General features: G+C 60.2%; 16 protein-coding genes and 2 pseudogenes. 5 read left to right on the plus strand and 13 right to left on the minus strand.

Features of this window, described 5'->3' with window-relative positions:
* Nucleotides 1–144: 144 nt before the first annotated feature.
* The 6 genes from RlegSU303_RS24885 to RlegSU303_RS24910 form a co-directional block, all read right to left on the minus strand.
* On the minus strand, nt 145–516 hold the full coding sequence (locus tag RlegSU303_RS24885; protein ID WP_017956568.1) for a type II toxin-antitoxin system RelE/ParE family toxin: 372 nt from the start codon (nt 514–516) through the stop codon (nt 145–147).
* Entirely contained in the window at nt 516–773 is a 258-nt protein-coding gene (locus RlegSU303_RS24890; protein WP_003550229.1) for a ribbon-helix-helix domain-containing protein, read from the minus strand. Before RlegSU303_RS24890 ends, RlegSU303_RS24885 begins: the two co-directional genes overlap by 1 nt.
* 110 nt (nt 774–883) lie before the next feature.
* Nucleotides 884–1,390 (minus strand): RES family NAD+ phosphorylase, encoded by a 507-nt coding sequence (locus RlegSU303_RS24895; protein ID WP_131718948.1) that lies wholly within the window; start codon nt 1,388–1,390, stop codon nt 884–886.
* The gene (parS, locus tag RlegSU303_RS24900; RefSeq protein WP_012755584.1) at nt 1,387–1,872 is read right to left on the minus strand and encodes a type II RES/Xre toxin-antitoxin system antitoxin; all 486 of its coding nucleotides are present in this window, start codon (nt 1,870–1,872) and stop codon (nt 1,387–1,389) included. The genes RlegSU303_RS24895 and parS overlap by 4 nt, the downstream gene beginning before the upstream one ends.
* A gap of 277 nt (nt 1,873–2,149) precedes the next feature.
* Nucleotides 2,150–2,884, minus strand: coding sequence for a PspA/IM30 family protein (locus RlegSU303_RS24905; RefSeq protein ID WP_017956566.1), 735 nt, complete (start codon nt 2,882–2,884; stop codon nt 2,150–2,152).
* Nucleotides 2,881–3,327 (minus strand): YjfI family protein, encoded by a 447-nt coding sequence (locus RlegSU303_RS24910; RefSeq protein ID WP_029871137.1) that lies wholly within the window; start codon nt 3,325–3,327, stop codon nt 2,881–2,883. The genes RlegSU303_RS24905 and RlegSU303_RS24910 overlap by 4 nt, the downstream gene beginning before the upstream one ends.
* Before the next feature lie 103 nt (nt 3,328–3,430).
* On the opposite strand from RlegSU303_RS24910, the gene RlegSU303_RS24915 reads away from it, so the two are divergent.
* Genes RlegSU303_RS24915 through RlegSU303_RS24935 form a run of 5 tightly spaced genes read left to right on the plus strand, consistent with a single transcriptional unit; the run spans nt 3,431 to nt 7,338 of the window.
* Nucleotides 3,431–4,486 carry an ion channel gene (locus tag RlegSU303_RS24915; protein WP_094088143.1) on the plus strand — a complete coding sequence of 352 codons (1,056 nt, stop codon included), beginning with the start codon at nt 3,431–3,433 and terminating at the stop codon, nt 4,484–4,486.
* Nucleotides 4,483–5,136: a YjfK family protein gene (locus RlegSU303_RS24920; RefSeq protein ID WP_094088142.1), complete on the plus strand. Its 654-nt coding sequence runs from the start codon at nt 4,483–4,485 to the stop codon at nt 5,134–5,136. Before RlegSU303_RS24915 ends, RlegSU303_RS24920 begins: the two co-directional genes overlap by 4 nt.
* A 35-nt stretch (nt 5,137–5,171) precedes the next feature.
* Nucleotides 5,172–5,573, plus strand: a complete 402-nt coding sequence (locus tag RlegSU303_RS24925; protein WP_003550237.1) for a DUF350 domain-containing protein — start codon at nt 5,172–5,174, stop codon at nt 5,571–5,573.
* Nucleotides 5,574–5,585: 12 nt separating this feature from the next.
* A complete protein-coding gene (locus RlegSU303_RS24930) occupies nt 5,586–6,179 on the plus strand; it encodes a DUF1190 domain-containing protein (protein WP_017956563.1) in 594 nt (197 codons plus the stop codon).
* Between the two features lies 1 nt (nt 6,180).
* Nucleotides 6,181–7,338 (plus strand): glutathionylspermidine synthase family protein, encoded by a 1,158-nt coding sequence (locus RlegSU303_RS24935; protein WP_017956562.1) that lies wholly within the window; start codon nt 6,181–6,183, stop codon nt 7,336–7,338.
* A 45-nt stretch (nt 7,339–7,383) separates the two neighbouring features.
* Here RlegSU303_RS24935 and RlegSU303_RS34585 read toward each other — a convergent pair.
* From RlegSU303_RS34585 to RlegSU303_RS24965, 7 genes and pseudogenes are all read right to left on the minus strand, one after another.
* Nucleotides 7,384–7,458: pseudogene (locus tag RlegSU303_RS34585) on the minus strand (integrase catalytic region); the annotation flags it as partial.
* A gap of 145 nt (nt 7,459–7,603) precedes the next feature.
* Nucleotides 7,604–8,211: pseudogene (locus RlegSU303_RS24940) on the minus strand (nucleotidyltransferase family protein).
* Nucleotides 8,212–8,389: 178 nt separating this feature from the next.
* Nucleotides 8,390–9,286 carry a dihydrodipicolinate synthase family protein gene (locus tag RlegSU303_RS24945; RefSeq protein ID WP_131718473.1) on the minus strand — a complete coding sequence of 299 codons (897 nt, stop codon included), beginning with the start codon at nt 9,284–9,286 and terminating at the stop codon, nt 8,390–8,392.
* Nucleotides 9,287–9,307: 21 nt separating this feature from the next.
* Nucleotides 9,308–10,927 (minus strand): ABC transporter ATP-binding protein, encoded by a 1,620-nt coding sequence (locus tag RlegSU303_RS24950; RefSeq protein WP_231283888.1) that lies wholly within the window; start codon nt 10,925–10,927, stop codon nt 9,308–9,310.
* Nucleotides 10,920–11,849 (minus strand): ABC transporter permease, encoded by a 930-nt coding sequence (locus RlegSU303_RS24955; protein ID WP_131627327.1) that lies wholly within the window; start codon nt 11,847–11,849, stop codon nt 10,920–10,922. The genes RlegSU303_RS24950 and RlegSU303_RS24955 overlap by 8 nt, the downstream gene beginning before the upstream one ends.
* Before the next feature lie 8 nt (nt 11,850–11,857).
* Nucleotides 11,858–12,772, minus strand: a complete 915-nt coding sequence (locus RlegSU303_RS24960) for an ABC transporter permease (protein WP_131627681.1) — start codon at nt 12,770–12,772, stop codon at nt 11,858–11,860.
* A gap of 98 nt (nt 12,773–12,870) precedes the next feature.
* A complete protein-coding gene (locus RlegSU303_RS24965; RefSeq protein ID WP_131718472.1) occupies nt 12,871–14,388 on the minus strand; it encodes an ABC transporter substrate-binding protein in 1,518 nt (505 codons plus the stop codon).
* Nucleotides 14,389–14,572: the final 184 nt, after the last annotated feature.

The raw sequence follows: 14,572 nt of genomic DNA on the forward strand, positions 1-14,572 counted from the left end.
CCGACTTGGTGGATCGAGCATTTTTATGGCGTGCTGCGTTTGCGCGTCGATTATCCGCTCGGTAAGCGGGGCGCCTCTCGCCTATCTAACGCGGCTTGCTGCTCGATCTGCTGCCGCGCCGCCGGTGATCGCGGCCGACCGTCCTCAGGACTTCGGCCGAGGATGTCCCATCAACGCTGCATACTCTCTGTCGGTCAATCGTTCGATTGTCCTCAGCTGTGCGGGAATATCCATCCGCTCATGCAAGACCGCGGCAATGACGAAGGTTGAGTCGTCAACGACGATGTATACGGCGTAATGGTGTTCTATCTTGTGGAGCCGGAAGAGCGAATTCCTGGCGCGCTCGTCTTTCTTTATCCTTACGCGGGCATAGGCTTCGGGGATGCCTTCAAATCCCGCCCGCAGCAAGCGGCTATATGCTTTCGCCTGTTCGATGGACCATTTTCGCGCCGTTTCGCGGACTGCCAGACGGTAGTTATCAAGGGCGGTCGGCAGGATGAGAACGCGAGGAGCCACTAGCGCAGTTCTTCATCCAGCTCCGCGTCGATAGCATCCAGAGCAGAAAGGGGCAGCATCTCTCCGCGCCGGAATTCCTCTTCCGCCCGCAGCAGCGAGCGGATGGCATAGCGGCGATCTTCTTCGCGTGCCATATCTTCGCGAATAAGGGCGCGTACATATTCGCTCGGCGTCGTGTACTGGCTCTTCCCGTTGGCGCGCATATCGACGAAGGCGCGCATTTCATCGGGCAAGCTTACATGCAGGCTGCTGGTCACGTAGCACCCTCCTTATCAAATTCCTGAAATTGTTCTGCATCCGGGTCGCGATGTCAATATTTGACATTGAGATTCGGTCCCTTCCAAATATTCCCGTGGCTCCAAGACGTTCATGACGTGGGCGGATGCAGCCGTGTATCGAGGGCAAAAGCCTCCTGGAACTTCAGCGCATAGGCGCCCGTTGCGCCGCCTGCCAGAAAAATCAGGTTCCAGCTATGCCGCGAGACCGCGCTCGGGATTGCCACGAAACGATGCTGTCGAAGCAAATCGTCTCCGAAGGCCTGCTGTCCGGCGCTGGGAATGCCCGGGCGCAACCAGTTGGGATTGGGCACGTTTCCCGGATCGACAACATGGACATCGCCAGCAACGGTAATGACAGCTGCCGTCATCCAGTGCGCCACGGTGTCGAGCGCCCGGAACCCCTTGTGGACCGCGACTTCAAGGATCGCCGTCGCGGGATCGAGCGAGCAATAGACCGCGCGAACCCCCTTGCTGTTCCAACGGCCGCCAACCCGATAGGCGCCTTCTCCGCTATCCCAAGTCGGCGCATGGACGGCCTGATCGAGCCGCCACGCGACCAGCTCGGTCCCGCCGAGCGCGATCGGCAAAAGGGTCATGCATAGACGCCGTATTCCAGGCGATCGAGATGATCCTCGACAAGCTCGACGCCGGCGGGCGTCCCAAGAAGATCGATCGGGCGGCGCTGCTCAAGTCCGACCGCCGGACGCTCCAGCCATTGTTCGGCTTCTGCCTGCGATCCGAAGATATCCGTTGCCTTTGCGAGGATCTCGGCGAATTTCCACGCGCGGCCGCTCTGTTCCTGGCTGAGCGGCTTGGAAGGCGTATCCTTCCGCCGCTGCCAGGTGCGCAAGCTCATGCCCACCGCCTTTTCGAGGGACTCGTTCTTGCCGAGGACGACGAGAGTACCGACAAGATGATCCAGTGCTGTTGCAGGCAGGCCGTGCAGGAGCAGCTCATGGGCGTCGAGGGCATTGGTCAGGCTACGCGACAGAATGCGCGAACCGCCGAGCAATGCTTCTATTTTTTGCAGTTCACCACCGCCTGCCGCTGAAGAAGGTGCTTTTGCTGCGACGGCCATGATCTTTCTCCTGCGTCATCTGTCGCTTTTTATATGTCATGTGTCGCGACAAATTTCAAGATCTGACGGGCGTATCCGGCGTATCGGCCGCGGAACCGTGCCTTTCTCGCTGCCGGCGCCAAACAAGCGGGCAGGCGGCGATGGCACCGCCTGCCAAGGGCAGCTTGCAGCGGGTTGAAAAGCCGCGATACCCACTGCTTTAAGAGGCTGGGTCGCGGCGCTCCAATTCCGTAAGCGCGCGCGGGAATGGCAGGCAGGGCTGCCGCTCCCGGGATTGTCAGTCTTTTTTGCTGGTCGGCGCTGGCAGCAAGATGGGCTCTACCGAATGTTTCGGTGCCATCAGCTGTGCAAGAATGTCGTCGGCCGAGTGGCTCGAACTGCCAATGCCGGCCTCGCGCAGTTGACGATCGAGGTCGCTGCCGTTTTCCAGCGCGGCCAGTTCAGCACCGGCTTCGATGCGGCCGGCAGTGATTTCCTGGCGTTTCTTGATGCGTTCGAGACTTTCGACGGCGCTACCGAGGCGGGTATTGATGCCCGACTGGCTATGGGCGATCGCCGATTGAGCGCGCAGCAGCGACTCATTGGCTTTGACATTCCCCACCTCGCGCTTCATCTGAGCAATGCGCGCTTCGGTCTCCTGGATCGTGCGCAGCATCTGCTGCTGGCGAGGCAGCAGCCGGTCGAGCTCTTCCTGGTCGCGCTGCACTTCGGCACGGATACTCGCTATGCGCTGAGCGAGACCTTGAGCCAGATCCGTGCGCCCCGCGGAGATCGCAGCGCGAGCGCTGTCCGTATCCTTGGTCTCCTTGGCGCGGTTTTCGTCAAGTCGGCGCATGACGCTCTTGTTGGACGCCATGATGCCGGCCAGATCGGATCGCGCACTGCGCAGCGACTGTTCAGCGTCGCGGATTTCTTGATCAAGTACGCGCATGGACTGGCTGTCGGCGGCCGCTTCCGCTGCTTCGTTAATGCCGCCGCGAATGGCGGTGAAAATCTTGCCCCAGGTGCTCACGCTGCAATCTCCCCGCTTTTCCATTCTTCAATCATGTGAGCCGCATCGACGGCATTGGCAGCCAGAATCGCGACTTCCTCGACCACCGTCTCGGCCGGCGAGCGTGCTGACAGCGAGCCGAACAATTCATACCATTCCTCACCGTCGATCGTGGTGATGCCGAAGCTGGAGAGCGGCACGAACTTATGGGTCTTCAGCACCATACGTTCGAAGGCTTCTCGATTGGACACGTCCTTGCACGGCACCAGAACAGCGCTGACAAGGATGTCGCGCTCCCCGCTTACCGCGACGAAGACGTCGAGATCGCCTTTTTCCTTAAGAGTCACGCATATGACGTCGCCCTGTTCGGGTACGGCCACATCCACATCGCCTAGTGCGTCGGGATCGGCGGCGAACAGGCGCGTTAAAGTGGTGAGGTTCCAGGTCTCCAAAAAGTCCTCCATCGGTTGGAACATCAAAATATTTGGGTAATCGGTTTGCAACTTAAAGATCTGGTGCGCTAAATAAATTTCGCTAGGGTACGCGTTAGGAACGGGGGCGAATCGCTTGCCATTTATCGCTTCATTGATGCGGCGTGTATATCTCTCGCTCAGCGAATTGGCCTGGTCAGCCCTTTTTGTTATCCTCGTGATCCACCTGGTCGCTTCTTACCTGCTCTTTATGCTGGCCGGCGAAGGCGATCTCGTCGGCAATCCGGTCGACTTTCTTTATTACTATATGGTGACGGCAACGACTGTCGGCTATGGCGATCTTTCTCCAAAATCGGGGCTCGGCCGATTAATTGCCGTCCTGTTCGTTCTTCCCGGCGGCATTGCCATCTTCACCGCTGTTCTTGGCAAGTTGTTGACAACTATCGGTACGATCTGGAGGAACCGCATGCGTGGATTGGGTGATTACAGCGAACGCGCCGGCCATATCATCGTCCTGGGCTGGCAAGAGGGGCAGACATACCAGACGCTGCGGCTGCTGCATGCCGAACGACAGGCGAACGAACCGATGAGCGTTCTGGTTGCCAAGGACCTGCCGGAAAATCCCGCCAGCAATTATGCCGACTATATCAGAACCGAGCGGCTTGCCGATGCCGACGCTCTGGTGCGGGCCGGAGTGGCCCAGGCGCGCGCGATCATCGCGCGCGGCGCAAATGACGACGAGACGCTCGCTGCCGTGCTGATTGCCGAAGACCATGCGCCCAATGCTCATATCGTCGCCTATTTCGCCGACGACCGCACGGCACAGATGGTCAAACAACGCCGGCCGCGCGTCGAGGCGGTGGGCTCGCTCGCCGAGGAGCTGCTGTCGCGTTCCGCCCGTGATCCGGGCTCTTCGGAAATCGCCGCACGGCTGCTGTCGGCCGCCTCCACCGACACGGCCTTTTCCCTGCCGGTCCCGCCTTTGCAAACGCCGCTGCTTTATGGAAACGTATTTTTAAGCCTCAAACGTCAGCACAATGTGACGCTGGTGGGCATGCTGAGCCAGGGAATGACCGACCTCAATTGCCGAGACGAGGCGCCGCTTCGGGGCGGCGAGACCCTTTACTACATCAGCGGAATGCGGCTAGATCCCGCTGCCATCGCTTGGGCTCGAATGGGAGACGTATCATGATCGGCTGGTTCGGCGGAAAGAACGAGAGGCCCTTACCCAAAGAACTTGGCCCGTTGAGCGCCGCCATCGGCGGGGCGTTGGAGATCGATTTCCTCTCCCTCGAAGCCGAGGCTTTGGCCGGCCAGCCGGCCATGCCGCTGCCACGGAGCGGCGCGTTCATCATCGCCGCCTACGGTGAGGTTTCGCTCGATGCCGCGACGGTTCTGTCGCGCTACTACGATGAAGACCACCGGATGGTGCAGGTGATGTCGACGTCGGGCCAGCCGGGTGATGTCGACGACATCAGCTTTTATCAGCCTTGGGACAGCGTCGTGCCTGCCGGGCAGGGCGAATGGAACCGCTGGACCGGGCCGGACGGCCTGATCGGCCAGTCAACCTACGATGCCGATGGCATCCTCTATAGCCGCTTCTGGGGCGAAGGCCCGGAACGCACCCCATTGGCGGAGTTTGTCGAGAAGGTCGACGACGGTGAGGCGCAGCGCTCCATTCACCAGACCTGCATGCTGTATTATCGCCCGCTTGGCTCGACGCGCGAAATGCTTTTGATCAATGTCGAGCGCGACCTCGATCTCGGACAGAGCCAGGCGGGCAGCTCGGTGGAATTTCTGATCGGCTACGGACTCGCTCCGGCCGATGTTCGCCGCGTCTGAGGGGATTCTGTCAATTTCAACGGAGGACTTTTTCAATGCTCGATTATGTGGCGGGTCTGCCTGCCTTCCTCGGCTATTTCGCCGTCGGTCTTGCCGCCTATGGCGTTTTCGCGGTGATCTACACATTCTTGACGCCGCAGAAGGAAGTCCAACTCATTCGCGCAGGCAATCTTGCCGCCGTCACGGCGTTCTTGGGCGCGCTTGTCGGTTTCAGCCTGCCTCTGGCTTCGGCCGCAGCCAATTCGGTCAGCATCGTCGACTACATCATATGGGCGGTGGTCGGCATTCTGGCGCAGATCCTGGCTTACTATATTGCGAATTTCACCATGACGGATCTCCATGAAAAGATCACTGCCGGCGATATCGCCGCGGGCATATGGGGCGGCGGCATCGCGCTGGTCATCGGTATTCTCAACGCCGCCTGCATGACCTATTGAGGGGAGGGAACGATGCGCAGACGTAAGAGCGGGCACAAACGACCTTTCCTGGCCCTCGGCACTATCGCTGCCTCGACCCTGGCGCTGTCCGGTTGCGGCGATCAGACTCCCTCGGACACAATGTTCACCTCCGTCGACCAATGCGTGACGTCCGGCATGGACCGGCAGGTCTGCCAGGCCGGCTATCAGGATGCCATGCGGGCCCATCTCGCCGCCGCGCCGCGTTTCAACGGCATGGCCGCCTGCGAGGCAGAATACGGCTCGGGCCAGTGCACGGAACAGTCGGCCAGTGCCGTCCCCAACAATACCGGCGGAGGCGGCAGCTTTTTCGTGCCGTTCCTGACAGGCTACGTGCTGTCTTCCGCACTGAACAACATCGGCGACTATTACAATTATCGCCGGCGCCAGGAGGAGAGTGGCTCCTACGGCTCGACACCGATTTATCGCAATCGCTCGGGACAAACGGTGACAACGACTGTTCGCTCGGGCGGCAACGACACCGCGATCGCGCCCTCGCGTCAGACTGTTAAGCCGGTCAACGTCAACACCCGCACCGTTGCCCGTCAAGGCTTCGGGGGCCGTTCGTCCTTCAGTTTCGGCGGCTGATATGAAACGCATCACCCTTCCGGCGCGTCCTGATTGGCTTGACAAGGCGCGCGCCGTCGGCTTCGGGTTTCACGTCATGTATGGCGAGCCCTATTGGCTCGACGATGCCGCCTATACGTTCACGCTCGATGAGATCGAGATGCAGATCGAAGGGCCGAGCCAGGAACTGCACGACATGTGCATGGATATGGTCGGCGATATCGTCAGAAGCGAAGAGACGCTCGACAGGCTAGCCATTCCGGAGGACCTGCGCGATGTAGTGCAGCGCTCCTGGCAACGCCGCGACCGGCATCTCTACGGCCGATTCGATCTGGCTTACGACGGCACTGGCCCGGCCAAGTTGCTCGAATATAACGCCGATACTCCCACTTCGGTGTTTGAGACAGCCTATTTCCAGTTCAACTGGCTGACCGACCAGGTGGCTTTGGGTATCCTGCCCAAGGATGCGGACCAGTACAATTCCTTGCAGGAAAGCCTCGTTGAGGCGTTCGAGCAATTTTCCAAGGAACCGATCTTCCACTTCGCGGCGATGACCGACAATGAGGAGGATCGCGGCACCACGGTCTATCTGATGGACTGTGCAGTGCAGGCCGGCCATCGCGTCGAGCTTCTGGACATCCGCGAGATCGGCATCGATGCGCAGGGCCGTTACACCGACCTCCAGGATCGGGTGATCGACCGTTGCTTCAAGCTGTATCCGTGGGAATTCATGCTGCGCGAGCCGTTCGCCCGCGACCTCGTGCGCTCGGGTGATGTTTTCGTCGAGCCCGCCTGGAAGGCCGTGCTCTCCAACAAAGGGCTTCTGCCTCTGCTCTGGCAGCGGCACCCCAATCATCCCAACCTGCTGGCTAGCTATTTCGCAGACGACCCGGCGGCCTCGAGTTTGAGCGACTATGTGCGCAAACCACTGCTGTCGCGAGAAGGCGAGAACGTCACGATATTCCGAGATGGCCAGGAATTGATTTCCGCGCCCGGCGATTATGGCGACGAAGGTTTTATCGTCCAGGCCTATACCCCGCTTTTCGAAAGCGATGGCGGCTTCGCCGTGCTCGGCAGCTGGATCGTCGGTGATCGCGCCTGCGGTCTTGCGGTCCGCGAGGACCGCTCGCGCATAACCGCCAACTTGTCGCGTTTCGTACCGCACGTCATCGTCGGATAAGAGGAGGTATATCCCTTCAGGCCAGAGATCTTCGTCTATGCGTCGAGCGATGCCGGCCATCCGCCAGCGGGCAATCTTGCGGCGTTCATCGATATCGATCTGGGAGTAGGTGCGTTTCATGTCTCGTTCCTTGCAAGGATAAGCCGTTGTTATCTATTGCAAGTCGCACTTCATCCTTGAACCCACCCCCCTTACAATGGATGCTCGCATAACGTGGTTTATGGAACCGCCACACTTCCATTTCGCTGACATGCCCGCGAGCCAGCTAATTCTTCATTGCGCCGCCAGCGGCCAGTACCTCTTCCGGCTTGTCGACGTCGAGCAAAGCCGCGTCGCCAACATCGACATCGAGCACGGGCAGGCCTGATGTGGCGATGATATCGCGCGCCGACATCACCTTGAAGTCGGAGGACTGCCTGATTGAGAGAACGTGGCAGAGTGACGGGATTGCCCGGCTTGCCCTGTGAAACGGCGCGCACGACGGCCTCGCCGCCCGCGTTGCGAAAGGCGGAAATCAGGGCATCGAGATGTGCGGTGGAAATGCCGGGCATATCGGCCAGCATGACGAGAATGCCATCGGCGCTGTGGGTTGCTGAGAACCCCTTTTATGAGCGAGCTTGCCATGCCGCCGGCGTAATCGGGATTATCGATGAAAGTCAGAGCGAGCCCATCGAGCGCGGCCTCGATCTCGCTCCTGCGATGCCCCGTGACGACAATAACGGAGGTTGCATCCGCACCGAGCGCGGTCAATGCTGACCGCCGCACGAGCGGCACGCCGTCGAACTCGGCCAGCAGCTTGTGCTTCCCGCCCTCACCCATCCGGCTTGCCTTGCCGGCAGCGAGAATGACGATCGCGACTGACGCCTTACGCATAAGCCACCAGTCTTGCCGCGGCGACGGCATTGGACGAAGCACTCGGATAACAATGCAACGCCACGGGCTTTCCCTCGATACACGCACGTCGGGTCGCCAGTCGGCGTGTGTTCTCTCGAACTAATGGCTGCTTTCGATAGCCTAGATGTTTAGTCCCGGCATTGATGCAAGAACGATTTTATCCACGTTGACCCAATAGGAGATCATACTTCTTCAGGATTTCAGCAATCTTCTTGTCCTGTTCGGTATCGGCAAGCAACGCCGGCTGGCGGCTGGCGCCGACAGAGGAATCCTGCAGGTAAAGCGCGCGCTTGACCATGGCCGGCGGGAAACCGTGGGCGTAGAGGTCTGTGCGGAAAGCGGTGTAGATTTCCTGCTGACGTTCGGCTTCTGAGATATTGCCCGAGTTGAAGCCACCGACGATGCCGGCCAAGACGTCCGGCATGGCGTTCCCGAGACCGGAAATGCAGCCGGCAGCACCATTCTGCAGCGACCACAGGACCAGGTGGTCGGGACCGGAATAGACTTCGAAACCTTCGACTTCCTTGGAGACCTGAAGATAGGCAGCCAAGGTTTCCTGCGCGCCGCCGGAATCCTTGATGCCGGCGATGTTGCCGTGGGTGGCCAGCTTGCGGGCAGTTTCCGGCTCGATGTGATTCTGGGTGCGGGCCGGGATGTCGTAAAGATAGACCGGTGTATTGACAGCGTCTGCCACCGTCGAGAAGTGGCGGATCAAGCCGTCCTGCGCGCAGGCGATGAAGAAGGGCGTAATAACGGCGATGCCGGTGACGCCGATGCGGTCGAATTCTTTCGCTAGCTGCAGGGTTTCGAACGTTGCGGGCATACCGGCATTAACGATGACATCGACCTTACCGCCGACTTCATCGACCACTTCCTCCAGCAGCTTGACCTTTTCGCCGTGGGTGAGTGCGGAAAAGTCACCATTGGTCCCGGCACACATGATGTTGTTGCCGGCCGCGACCTGCCGGCGCACCTGGGCGCGGGTGGCTTCGTAATTGATGGTCTCGTCGTCGTTGAAGCATGTCACTATTGCGACGAAGGCTTTCTTGGTCATCATTCTACTCCGGTATCAATATCAGGCAACGCTTGCGAGGCGGGCGTTGCGATTTGCGGCCTGCACGTCCGGGTCGGGATCGAGGCTGGCAGCGAGAAGCGCCTGCGTATAGGGCTTTTGCGGGTTGTCGAAGACTTGCGCGACGGTGCCAAGCTCGACGACCTCGCCCTTCTGCATGACCATTACGTAATCGGCGAAATCGCGCACCAGCGGCAAGTCGTGAGCAATGAAGATGAAGGCGATGCCCATCTCCTTGCGCAGCTTGTCGAGAAGCGTGATCACCTGCGCCTGTACCGACACGTCAAGCGCTGACACGGCCTCGTCGCAGACAATCAACTGCGGTTCGAGCGCTAGTGCACGAGCGATGGCGATACGCTGGCGCTGGCCGCCGGAGAACTGGTGCGGGTAACGCCCCATGTGCTCCAGAGAGAGGCCGACCTGACCGAGCAGTTCGCCAACGCGTTCGCGCCATTTGGCCTTGGGCATGATTTCCGGGTGGATGACCCAGGCCTCGGAAATCAGCTGATAGACCGTCATGCGCGGGTTGAGCGACTGGGTGGGGTCCTGAAACACCATCTGCAGGTCGCGGCGCAGCTTGAATAAGTCACCCGGCGACATGGTGAAGAGGTCTTTTCCCTTCCAATGCGCGGTGCCGCCATCCGGCTCCTCCAGGCGCAAAAGGATGCGGGCAAGCGTCGATTTTCCCGAGCCACTTTCGCCGACGACGGCGACGGTTTCACCCTGCTTGAGGTCGAAGGAAGCGCCCTTAAGCGCCTCGAAGTCGCCGTAAGACTTGCGGGCGTCCTTGACGCTGAGGATCGGTTCGCCTTGTGCTTCCGGCTCGTGCATTTCGCCCTTCCCGGGGGCGGCGGCGATCAGCTTTTTCGTATAGGCGTGCTGCGGGTTGCGGTAGACGTCGCGCACCGTGCCGCTTTCGACCAACTGGCCCTTTTCCATGACGACGACGCGATCTGCGACTTCCGAGACAACGCCGAGATCGTGGGTGATGATGAGAACGCCCATTCCTGTTTCGCGCTGCAATTCCTTCAGAAGTGCTAGCACTTCCGCCTGCACGGTTACATCGAGTGCGGTGGTCGGCTCGTCTGCAATCAGCAGGTCGGGTTTCAGCGCCAGCGCCATAGCGATCATGACGCGTTGACGCTGACCGCCGGAAAACTCGTGCGGGTATTTGTCGAGCGCCCGTTCGGGGTCCGGCAGCGCCACGCGCTTGAAAAGGCGCAACGCTTCGGCCTGTGCCTGCGTCGTGCTGATGCCGTGGGTCTTCAGCGCCTCGCGCATCTGCCAGCCGACGGTATAGACCGGGTTGAGGTGGCTGAGGGGGTCCTGAAAGATCATGGCGATGCGGCGGCCGTTCACCTTGCGGCGGGCTTCGGCGGACATTTTCAACAGATCTTTGCCGTCGAGAAGAATCTCGCCGGATGTGATCTTGCCCGGCGGCATGTCGATCAGGTTCATGATCGCAGATGACGATACCGATTTGCCCGAACCGCTCTCGCCGAGGATGGCAAGCGTTTCGCCACGGTCGAGATAGTAGGAGATGTTGCGCACGGCGTGAACGGTGCCGGTGACGGTGTGGAAGTCGACGGAGAGGTTACGGACTTCGAGAAGATGATCAGCCATTTTTCGGTCCTTTCATTTCCAGGCGCCAGCGCTGGACGGGGTCGAGCGCAATACGCAGCCAGTTGGACAGAAGGTTGAGCGAGAGCGTAGTAAGAATGATCGCCAGACCAGGCCAGAAGGACAGCCACCAGGCATTGGTGAGGTACTGGCGGCCCTGGGAAATCATCAGGCCCCAGGTGATTTCCGGCGGCTGGATGCCGATGCCGAGGAAGGAAAGCGCGCTTTCCGCCAGCATGACATAGGCGAAATCAAGCGTGGCAAGCGTCGTCAGCGTCGGGAAGACGACGGGCAGGATGTGGCGGAAGAGAATGCGCTTGGACGATGCGCCCATGACTCGTGCGGCCTGCACGAACATGCGGCTCTTGATTTCCAGAACCTCGGCTCGGGTGGTGCGCAGATAGACCGGAATACGGGTGATCGAAAGGACCAGCATCAGGTTGAGGATGGACGAGCCGAGAATATAGAGCACGATCACGGCGACCAGTAGCGACGGGAAGGACATGATGACGTCGGCAAGACGCATGATGATCTGACTGGTTCGCTCCGACGCGAAGCCGGCGACCAGGCCGAGCAGCGTGCCGACAACAGCCGAGATCAGCACGGCGCCGGCAGCGACCATGATGGTGTTCTGAGTGGCGACGATGATGCGTGGCCAGAGCGGGCGGCCCAGCGCATCGGCGCCGAGCCACATGAACCATTCGCGGCTGAAATCGAACGGCGCGAGGTTACGGCCGCGCAGGTTCTGCTTGGTGGCGAGGTCATCGAGAATGGTCGGGCCGATGATCGCCATGACAATGACGAAGACGAGGAAGATGGCGGCGCAGAGCGCAAACTTGTCCGCCCACAGCATGCGCGCCATGCGTACGAAGGCGCTTGGCTCGGCGGCGACGGTGTTGTCGGTCGTGTGGGATGGGATGGCCATGTCGATCCTCAGTAGCGGATGCGCGGATCGAGCAGAGCGTAGGCAAGGTCGATCACGAAGTTCATGAGGAAAATGGCGAAAGCTGTGACGAGGATCGCCGCAAGCACGACGTTGAAGTCACGCTGCAGGATGCTGTCGATCATCAATTTGCCGACGCCGGGGAAACCAAAGATGGTCTCGATGATGACTGCGCCGTTCAAGAGGCTGGCGGCCTGATCGCCGATGACGGTGATGACCGGCAGCATGGCGTTGCGCAGTGCGTGGACAAAGATGATCGGCCCGGATTTGACGCCCTTGGCGCGGGCCGTCTTCACGTAAGCGGAAGAGAGCGCCGAAATCATTGAACCGCGCACCACCTGAACGATGATGCCGAAGGGGCGTACGAACAGCACGCAGATCGGCAGGATCCAATGCGACAGCGTACCTGTGCCAGATGTCGGCAGCCAGGACAGCTGGATGGCAAAGACCACGATCGCGACGATGGCGAGCCAGAAATCAGGGACGGAAGCGCCGATCAGCGACACCACCGAGGAAAACCGGTCGAAGAAACCGCCGGTGCGGAAGGCGGCAAGCGAGCCGACGACGATAGCCGCGATGGTGACCAGCGTCATGGTGATGATGGCGAGCCACAGCGTCCAGATGAAGGCTTCGAGAACGACATCAAGTGCCGGCCGGGCTTTGCGCAGGCTTTCGCCGAGGTCGCCGGTCACCACATTGCCGACATACTGGCCGAACTGCACGAGAAGCGGCTGGTCGAGTCCGTGCAGTGCACGAAACTCGGCCTTCATTTCGGCGGATGCTTCGACGGGGAGGAACAGGGAAGCCGGGTCGCCTGTCAGGCGCGACAGGAAGAAGACCATGACCAGCAGGCCGACGAGCGAGATGAGGCTGGCGAAGGCGCGCTTGCGAATGAAAGTGAGCATGGTGACCTCGATCTTGCTGGAATGGACGGCGGCAGGACCGCCGCCCATTTCGCTTCGATTGGGGCGATTAGGGTCGCCCTTCAGATTATGGTCGGGGGTTAGTTCTTGATGCCAATCTCGGAGAGCTGCAGCATCGAGTTCGTGGCGATGCTGGGCTTGAAGTCCAGACGTTCGGACACGCGGGAATAACCGACCATGTGGAAGAGCAGGACATCGGCGACGAGATCGTCGTGGACATAGGCGATCAATTCCGACCACAGCTTTGCACGTTCATCACCAGTGGCGGCCGAAGCGCGGGCGATGAGATCATCGACCTTCGGATCGGAGTAACCCGACTGGGTGCCATTCGAGTGGTACTTGAAGAACATGGTGAAGGACGGGTCACCCTTGGAATTGTCGTGCATGGCGGCAACGATCTGCGGACCACGACCTTCCTTGAACGGCTTCGAGTAATAAACCTCATGCTCGGCCACCTCGACGAAGCGCAGGTCTATCTTGAAGCCGACGTCCTGTAACTGTGTCTGGATGGCTTCCATGATTTCCGTCACGTTCGGGAAGTTTGCCGTGCGGGCGACAACAGTGATCGGGGTATCGACCGCAACGCCGTCAGCCTTTGCTTCTTCAAGCAGTTTCTTGGCCTGATCCGGTTCGTACGGGAAGACCTTTACGTCCGGGTTCCAGCCGAGCGTCGTCGGCGGCACCAGAGCCGTTGCCAGGACCGCGTCCTGTGGCACGAGCGTGCCGATGAAGGCCTGACGGTCGATGGCGAGGTTCAGCGCCTTGCGGACACGGATATCATTGAGCGGCGCGATGTTGCCATCGATGCGCAGATACACCGTTTCGCTGTCGAGATAGGAGAAGTCGGTCTTGTCGTTGGTGGCTTCGACCTGCGAGATCGACGGAGCGAGATCGGCTTCACCGGCCTGAACCATGGCGGCGCGGACGGCTGGATCGGCACGGAAGAGATAGGTGGCCTTGGTGACGGCGGGCTTCTTGCCCCAGTAGTCGTCGCGCGCATCGAGAACAATCTGCTGGCCTGGCGTCCAGTTGGACAGCTTGTAGGGGCCGGTGCCGACCGGCTCGCGGACGAACTCCAGTGGCGTGCCTTCCGGAACGATGGTGACGAGCGACAGCAACAGAGGCAGGATCGGCTGAACCGGCTCGACCTTGAAATCGACGGTGTTGTCGTCGACGACCTTCACGTCGAACTTCATGCCGCCGAAATAACGGCGGGATTCGCAGACGTTCTTGTCGCTGAAAATGCGATCGAAGCTGTATTTGACATCTTTGGCGCCAAAGGCCTTGCCGTCGGAGAATTTTACGCCCTGACGCAGATGGAAACGCCAGGCGCCATCGCCGGTCTGTTCCCATTTTTCAGCGAGGCGGGGCATGACGCCCTGTTTACCGCGCACATCGAGCTCGGTCAGCGTTTCACTGACATTCTCCATGATGACGCGGCCGATATTGGAGCGCGTCGCCATGCAGGGCTCGAGCAAGTCGGCTTCTTCCGGCAAAACGATCTTGATGTCGCTCGAGGCGGCCTGTGCCGGAGCGACGCCGGTACCGAGTGCAAGGACAGAGCCCAGAATGGCTCCGAATAGGCGCGAGGTTTTCATGTCATTCTCCTCCCTTTGGGTGCAGATCGCACCGCTGCTGTTCATCTGGTCAATGGCCTTTCGGCAGTGCGGCCGAAAGGCATTCCTCCCTTGAGACCCCTGTGCGTCGGTCGGGATGCCTCCGTCCTTTTCGTCGCTATGAGCGGGCTGGCGCAGACCATCGGATTTCTGGGCAAGTTTGTCA

It is taken from the genome of Rhizobium sp. SU303, from assembly GCF_021052345.1.
GTDB lineage: Bacteria > Pseudomonadota > Alphaproteobacteria > Rhizobiales > Rhizobiaceae > Rhizobium > Rhizobium laguerreae.

What these genes read in the sequence shown, in the direction of transcription:
- RlegSU303_RS24930 (WP_017956563.1), top strand. Translation starts at nt 5,586, where the DNA reads ATGCGCAGACGTAAGAGCGGGCACAAACGACCTTTCCTGGCCCTCGGC.
- RlegSU303_RS24895 (WP_131718948.1), bottom strand. Translation starts at nt 1,390, where the DNA reads ATGACCCTTTTGCCGATCGCGCTCGGCGGGACCGAGCTGGTCGCGTGG.
- RlegSU303_RS24925 (WP_003550237.1), top strand. Translation starts at nt 5,172, where the DNA reads ATGCTCGATTATGTGGCGGGTCTGCCTGCCTTCCTCGGCTATTTCGCC.
- RlegSU303_RS24950 (WP_231283888.1), bottom strand. Translation starts at nt 10,927, where the DNA reads ATGGCTGATCATCTTCTCGAAGTCCGTAACCTCTCCGTCGACTTCCAC.
- RlegSU303_RS24935 (WP_017956562.1), top strand. Translation starts at nt 6,181, where the DNA reads ATGAAACGCATCACCCTTCCGGCGCGTCCTGATTGGCTTGACAAGGCG.
- RlegSU303_RS24910 (WP_029871137.1), bottom strand. Translation starts at nt 3,327, where the DNA reads ATGGAGGACTTTTTGGAGACCTGGAACCTCACCACTTTAACGCGCCTG.
- RlegSU303_RS24945 (WP_131718473.1), bottom strand. Translation starts at nt 9,286, where the DNA reads ATGACCAAGAAAGCCTTCGTCGCAATAGTGACATGCTTCAACGACGAC.
- RlegSU303_RS24955 (WP_131627327.1), bottom strand. Translation starts at nt 11,849, where the DNA reads ATGGCCATCCCATCCCACACGACCGACAACACCGTCGCCGCCGAGCCA.
- RlegSU303_RS24920 (WP_094088142.1), top strand. Translation starts at nt 4,483, where the DNA reads ATGATCGGCTGGTTCGGCGGAAAGAACGAGAGGCCCTTACCCAAAGAA.
- RlegSU303_RS24965 (WP_131718472.1), bottom strand. Translation starts at nt 14,388, where the DNA reads ATGAAAACCTCGCGCCTATTCGGAGCCATTCTGGGCTCTGTCCTTGCA.
- parS (WP_012755584.1), bottom strand. Translation starts at nt 1,872, where the DNA reads ATGGCCGTCGCAGCAAAAGCACCTTCTTCAGCGGCAGGCGGTGGTGAA.
- RlegSU303_RS24960 (WP_131627681.1), bottom strand. Translation starts at nt 12,772, where the DNA reads ATGCTCACTTTCATTCGCAAGCGCGCCTTCGCCAGCCTCATCTCGCTC.